The sequence below is a fragment of the Bradyrhizobium sp. genome, assembly GCF_016462955.1.
Classification (GTDB): Bacteria; Pseudomonadota; Alphaproteobacteria; order Rhizobiales; family Xanthobacteraceae; genus Bradyrhizobium.
Genome location: NZ_JAEMSD010000455.1, coordinates 1 through 5,565, shown reverse-complemented (window position 1 = coordinate 5,565; position 5,565 = coordinate 1). Strand labels below are relative to the sequence as shown.

Here is a 5,565-nt window from a genome sequence, read left to right as displayed (position 1 = left end):
CGAAAAATCCTCGTGCTCCAGATCGGCGTCGCCATCGGGCGCATCAGCGGCATCGAGCGTCAGCCACTGCGCATTGGCGCGGCCAAGTTCGTGCTGAAACGCATCGCGTGGCATCTTCGCCCCGCAGCCCATGCAGCGGACCAGATCGAGCCGGCCATGCAGGTCGATCACCTGCCGGTGGCCGGCCGACTGATGCAGCCGGTCGACGTTCTGAGTCAGCAACATCCCGCACCGCCCGTTCGCCTCGAGCCGGGCCAACGCGTGATGCGCATCGTTCGGCCGCGCCTGGCCGAACCGCCGCCAGCCGATCAGGCTGCGCGCCCAATAGCGCCGGCGCGTCTGCTCGTCCGACATGAACGCCTGGAAATTGACCGGCGGGGTCCGTTTCCAGTTGCCGTGACTGTCGCGATAATCGGGAATCCCGGAGTTGGTGCTGCAGCCGGCGCCGGTCAGCACGAACAGGCGTTCGTGCCGGCCGATGAACTCTTCGAGCGGGGATGTTGCCGGAGGGGCGTTCGTCATGGCGCATGATGTAGTTCGCGCCGGCCCGTTTTGCCAGATGACGACAATCGCCGGCGCATGCCTAGCGCGGAGACCGCCGTCCCGTGAGATCGAGCGGACGAGCTTGCTCTTGTCCCGCGCTCCGCGCGGCCTGCTGCAGCGTCAGCCGGAACTCGTCCCGCTTCTCGTGCACCGAGGCGATCGCATGCCCGACCGCAACGCCGAGACCGACCAGCGCTGCTTCCGAGAGCTGCAGGCTCGCTTCGATGGTTTCCGGCACCGCATCGGTTGCCCCGATCGCGTAGAGGTGGCGGGCATGATCGGCGTCCCGCGCGCGCGACACGATCAGCACATCCGGCCGCACCGCCCGGATCCGCTCGACGATCGCATCGATCGCCGGCCGCGACTGGATGGTGATGATCACGCCGGTCGTTTGCATCAGGCCGCAAGCTTCGAGGAAGCCCGGCTCCGTCGCATCGCCGAAATAGACCTTGTGACCGTCGCGGCGGTCGCGCGCCACGCCGACGGCCTCGTGATCGACCGCGATGTAATTCAGGCCATGGCCGGTCAGCAGCGAGCAGACCACCTTGCCAACACGGCCATAGCCGACGACGATGGCTTGTGCCCGGTCGCCGGGCGGCCGAGCCGCGAGTTCGGGATCTGGTGTGCGTTCGCTGCTCAACTTGGCGGCCAATCGTCGCCCGAGCATGCCCAGAAGCGGTGTCAACGCCATCGTCACGGCGGTGACGGCCACCGCAAAGCCCGACACGCCGGGCTCGATCATGCCCCCGGCCGCGGCCATTCCGATGCTGACGAAGGCGAATTCGCCGACGGGGCCCAGCAGGAAGCCGATCTCGATTGCCGCCGGCCATGAGAGCCTGAAGAGGCGACCCAGGATGATGAGCACGATCGCCTTGCCGACGAGAATGCCGACGACGGCAGCCAGCAGCCAGACGGGCTCGCGCAGAAACACGCGGACGTCGATGGCCATCCCGACGGTGAAGAAGAAGATGCCCAGCAGCAGGCCCTTGAACGGCTCGACGGTGGCCTCGATGGCCTTGCCGTATTCTGTTTCCGCCAGCATCAGTCCTGCAACGAAGGCGCCGAGCGCCATCGACAGGCCCGCCTGGTGGGCCGCGAGCCCCGCGCCCACGATGACGAACAGGGTCGCTGCGACGAACAACTCCGTCGAATGGGTGCCCGCAACCATCTGGAACAGCGGACGCATCAACAGCCGCCCGATCAGAATCAGGGCAACGACTGCCACGACCGCCTTCAGGACCGCACTGGAGATATGCGCCACGACCGAGCCGCCGCTGTCTGCGCCGAGCACCGAGACGAAGACGAGAATCGGGACGACCGCAAGATCCTGCGCCAGCAGCACCGAGAAGCTGGCGCGCCCGGCCGTTGTCGCAAGCCGCCTCTCGCTGGAGAGAAGCTCGAGCACGATCGCCGTCGAGGAGAGCGCAAGGCTCGCGCCGAGGATGACCGCAGCATCGGAGTTTTGCCCGGACAGAAGCGCTGCGCCGAATATCAAGGCGGACGTCGTCACCACCTGCAGGCCGCCAAGCCCGAACACCAGGCGCCGCATCGTGACGAGGCGCCGGAAAGACAATTCGAGCCCGATCAGGAACAGCAGGAAGACGATGCCGAGATTGGCGATCCCCTCGACGTTGTGCGCGTCCGTCACCGTGAACCAGTACAGGAACGGCAGTTGCTGCACGAGCGAGCCGAGCCCGAGCGGACCGAGAATGGCGCCGGCACCGAGATAGCCCAGCACCGGATTGATGCCCCAATGGCGTACGATGGGCACCACGACGCCGGCAGTCGCAAGGACCACCAGCGCGTCGCTATAGGCATTGATGTTGATGGTCGTGGTCACGAGCCCGCCGCGTGTCGGCGTCTGCCAAAAGTGGCAGCTCCGCCCGGGGGGTCGATAGCACACGGCGTCGCAGTCCCCAACCCGCGCCTGGTTCGTCCCGGCGCGACGCACGCCGAGCCCGGCGCCGAAGTTCAGCTCGCCCAGTTCTCCCGGAACTCGGGAAACAGCGTCACACCTCCGCAGGCGTAGATGGTCTGCCCGGTGATGTAGCTCGCATCCTCGGAGGCGAGGAAGGCGAACACGGCGGCGATCTCCTCCGGCGTACCGACACGGCCGAGCGGAATGTGGCTGGTGACGACACCGCGCTTTTCGGGATCGCCGGTCCAGGCCGCGTTGATGGGCGTGTCGATCGCGCCGGGACCGACCGCGTTGACGCGGATACCTCGACCGGCGAATTCCAGCGCCAGCGTGCGGGTCAGGCCGGCCATGCCGCTCTTGCTGATGGAGTAGGCGAGATAGCCGGGCTTCGGAACGATTTGATGGATGCTCGAGCAGTTGATGATGCTGCCGCCTCCGCCACGCGCGACGAAATGGGCGAGCGCCTTCTGCGCACAGAGCACGGCGCCGTTCAGGTTCACGTCGATGATCCGGCGATAGGTCTCGATGTCCAGGGCTTCGCTCGGCGATTCCCGCTGAAAGCCGGCATTGTTGACGAGACAGTCGAGGCGCTTCCAGCGCGCCAGGATCGTCTCGAACATCGCGGCGATGTCCTGCTCGTTGCCGACATCGGCCTTGACCATGACATGGTCGGGCTTGCCATGGCCACGGTCGCTCGATGCCGCCAGCGCCAGCGCGAGCGTCTCCTCGGCGCCCTCGGCGCTGCCGAAATAATTGACGGCGACCGTCGCGCCTTCCTGGGCGAGCCGGACGGCGACGGCGCGGCCAATGCCTTGCGAAGCACCGGTCACCAGCGCGTATTGGCCGACGAGGCGCGAGGGAAAGGAGGTCGAGCGTTCGGTTTGCGGCATATGTTCTCTCCGGGATGCATCATCATGGATGGAACCGGCGTTTTATTCCACCCGGTTGTGCATACGCTACGCGCATTCCTGGACCCGGTGCGGCCGGTAGCTGGGAGGAATCGATCGGCCAAGGCGAGGCCGGTCACAAGGCACTCGACACATCCGCCGGTCGTTGAGGATCGGCCGGCGGCGCCGCATGCCTGGGCTGCAAAGGCAGGCACTCCGATTATCGGAACGGCCGCGAGCCTGCCCCATCCAGAGCCTGCCGCCGCCGGCCGTGCCCGTGGTGGCCGCGATCGACAACAAGCGCGCATGCGGCTTAGCGAGCGATCTTCGTGCAAACAGACAAAAATGTGATTGTCGCTTCAGCGGCGGCCATCACATGATGCAAGTCATGCATTATTCAGATCATGCATGATCAATGCGTTCCGGGGCAAACTCCATGACACAAATCGCGATCCAGCCAGCCATTCGCCGCCGGCACCAGCCCTGGTACAAGATCCTTTACGTCCAGGTGCTGATCGCGATCGCAGTCGGCGTGCTCATCGGCTATTTCTATCCCGATCTCGGCAAGGCCCTGAAGCCGCTCGGCGACGGCTTCATCGCGCTGATCAAGATGATGATCGCCCCGGTGATCTTCTGCACCGTGGTGCACGGCATCTCCTCGATGGGCGACCTCAAGCGCGTCGGCCGGGTCGGGCTGAAGTCGCTGATCTATTTCGAGACGGTCTCGACCGTCGCGCTCGCGGTCGGCCTTCTGGTCGGCGAGGTGCTGCAGCCCGGACGCGGATTCAACATCGATCCAGCCACCATCGATCCGAAATCGGTGGCTTCATACGTCAACAAGGCCCACGAAGACGGCATCGTCGCCCATCTGATGGCGATCATTCCGGACAGCTATGTCGGCGCGATCGCCCGCGGCGACCTTTTGCAGGTACTGCTGATCTCGATCCTGTCCGGCTTCGCCATCGCCTTCCTCGGCAAGGCGGGCGAGCCCATTGCGAATGCGATCGACACGGCCGCGAAGATGTTCTTCGGCATCATCCGCATCATCGTGCGCGTCGCGCCAATCGGCGCCTTCGGCGCGATGGCGTTCACCGTCGGCGCTTACGGCCTCGGCTCGCTGCTCAACCTCGCGGCGCTGATCGGCACGTTCTATCTCACCAGCATCCTGTTCGTGCTGGTCGTGCTGGGTGCGATCGCTCGCCTCGCCGGCTTCTCGATCCTGCGCTTCATCGCCTACATCAAGGACGAGCTGCTGATCGTGCTCGGCACGTCCTCCTCCGAGACGGTGCTGCCGCAGATGATCCAGAAAATGGAGCATCTCGGCGCCTCGCGCTCGGTCGTCGGCCTCGTCATTCCGACGGGGTACAGCTTCAATCTCGACGGCACCAACATCTACATGACGCTGGCGACCTTGTTCTTGGCGCAGGCAACCAACACGCATCTGACCATCTGGCAGGAGCTCGGCATTCTGGGCATCGCCATGATCACCTCGAAGGGCGCCTCGGGCGTCACCGGCGCCGGCTTCATCACGCTCGCGGCAACGCTCTCGATCGTACCTGACATTCCGATCCAGTCGATCGCGATCCTGGTCGGCATCGACAAGTTTATGAGCGAGTGCCGCGCGCTGACCAATCTGATCGGCAACGGCGTCGCCTGCGTCGTCATCAGCATCTCCGAAGGCGAGCTCAACCGTGAAGCCCTGCACGAGACCATGGCCCATCCGCTGGAGATGGGCGAGGCGCTGGAGCCGGGCGGTGGCGGGTAGATCGAAGGCAGGCGAAGTTCAATTTCTGACGCGGCAGTTTCCCGGAGTGGAAAAATCAGGGGATAAGCGTCACAGCAGCGGCACCGCGATCACGGATTCATACTCCATTCTTGTCTACCCGACACGCTGGGGCTGGGCGTCGAGCTTTTGCTATTCGAACGATGTGCCTTTCGACTCACGTCCGCCGGGGGAGATCGAGCTGCCGCGTGATCCCGATTGCCTGCAGGAATGCCTCGTCATGACTGACGACAAGCAGCGCGCCGTCATAGGCCTTCAGGCCGGCCTCGACGGCTTCGATGGACTCGAGGTCCAGATGGTTGGTCGGCTCGTCGAGGATCAGCAGGGATGGCGGAGTCACCCCGCCAAGCACACAAGCAAGGCCTGCACGAAACAACTCCCCGCCGCTCAGGCTTCCGACGATCTGCAAGGCAGCATCGGCGCGAAACATGAAC

General features: G+C 64.9%; 4 protein-coding genes and 1 pseudogene. 1 reads left to right on the top strand and 4 read right to left on the bottom strand.

The window, feature by feature from the left end; genetic code table 11:
- The 3 genes from JHD07_RS31490 to JHD07_RS31480 all read right to left on the bottom strand — a co-directional run.
- Positions 1 to 522: Sir2 family NAD-dependent protein deacetylase (locus JHD07_RS31490; RefSeq protein WP_291629243.1), on the bottom strand; the 522-nt coding region annotated here is incomplete at its 3' end.
- Between the two features lie 61 nt (positions 523 to 583).
- Entirely contained in the window at positions 584 to 2,383 is a 1,800-nt protein-coding gene (locus JHD07_RS31485) for a cation:proton antiporter (RefSeq protein ID WP_291629241.1), read from the bottom strand.
- A gap of 131 nt (positions 2,384 to 2,514) precedes the next feature.
- On the bottom strand, positions 2,515 to 3,351 hold the full coding sequence (locus JHD07_RS31480; RefSeq protein ID WP_291629239.1) for an SDR family oxidoreductase: 837 nt from the start codon (positions 3,349 to 3,351) through the stop codon (positions 2,515 to 2,517).
- A gap of 433 nt (positions 3,352 to 3,784) precedes the next feature.
- Between JHD07_RS31480 and JHD07_RS31475 the strand changes: the two genes are divergently transcribed.
- Positions 3,785 to 5,113, top strand: a complete 1,329-nt coding sequence (locus JHD07_RS31475) for a dicarboxylate/amino acid:cation symporter (RefSeq protein ID WP_291629237.1) — start codon at positions 3,785 to 3,787, stop codon at positions 5,111 to 5,113.
- A gap of 175 nt (positions 5,114 to 5,288) precedes the next feature.
- Here JHD07_RS31475 and JHD07_RS31470 read toward each other — a convergent pair.
- Positions 5,289 to 5,565, bottom strand: a pseudogene (locus JHD07_RS31470) (ABC transporter ATP-binding protein); the annotation flags it as partial.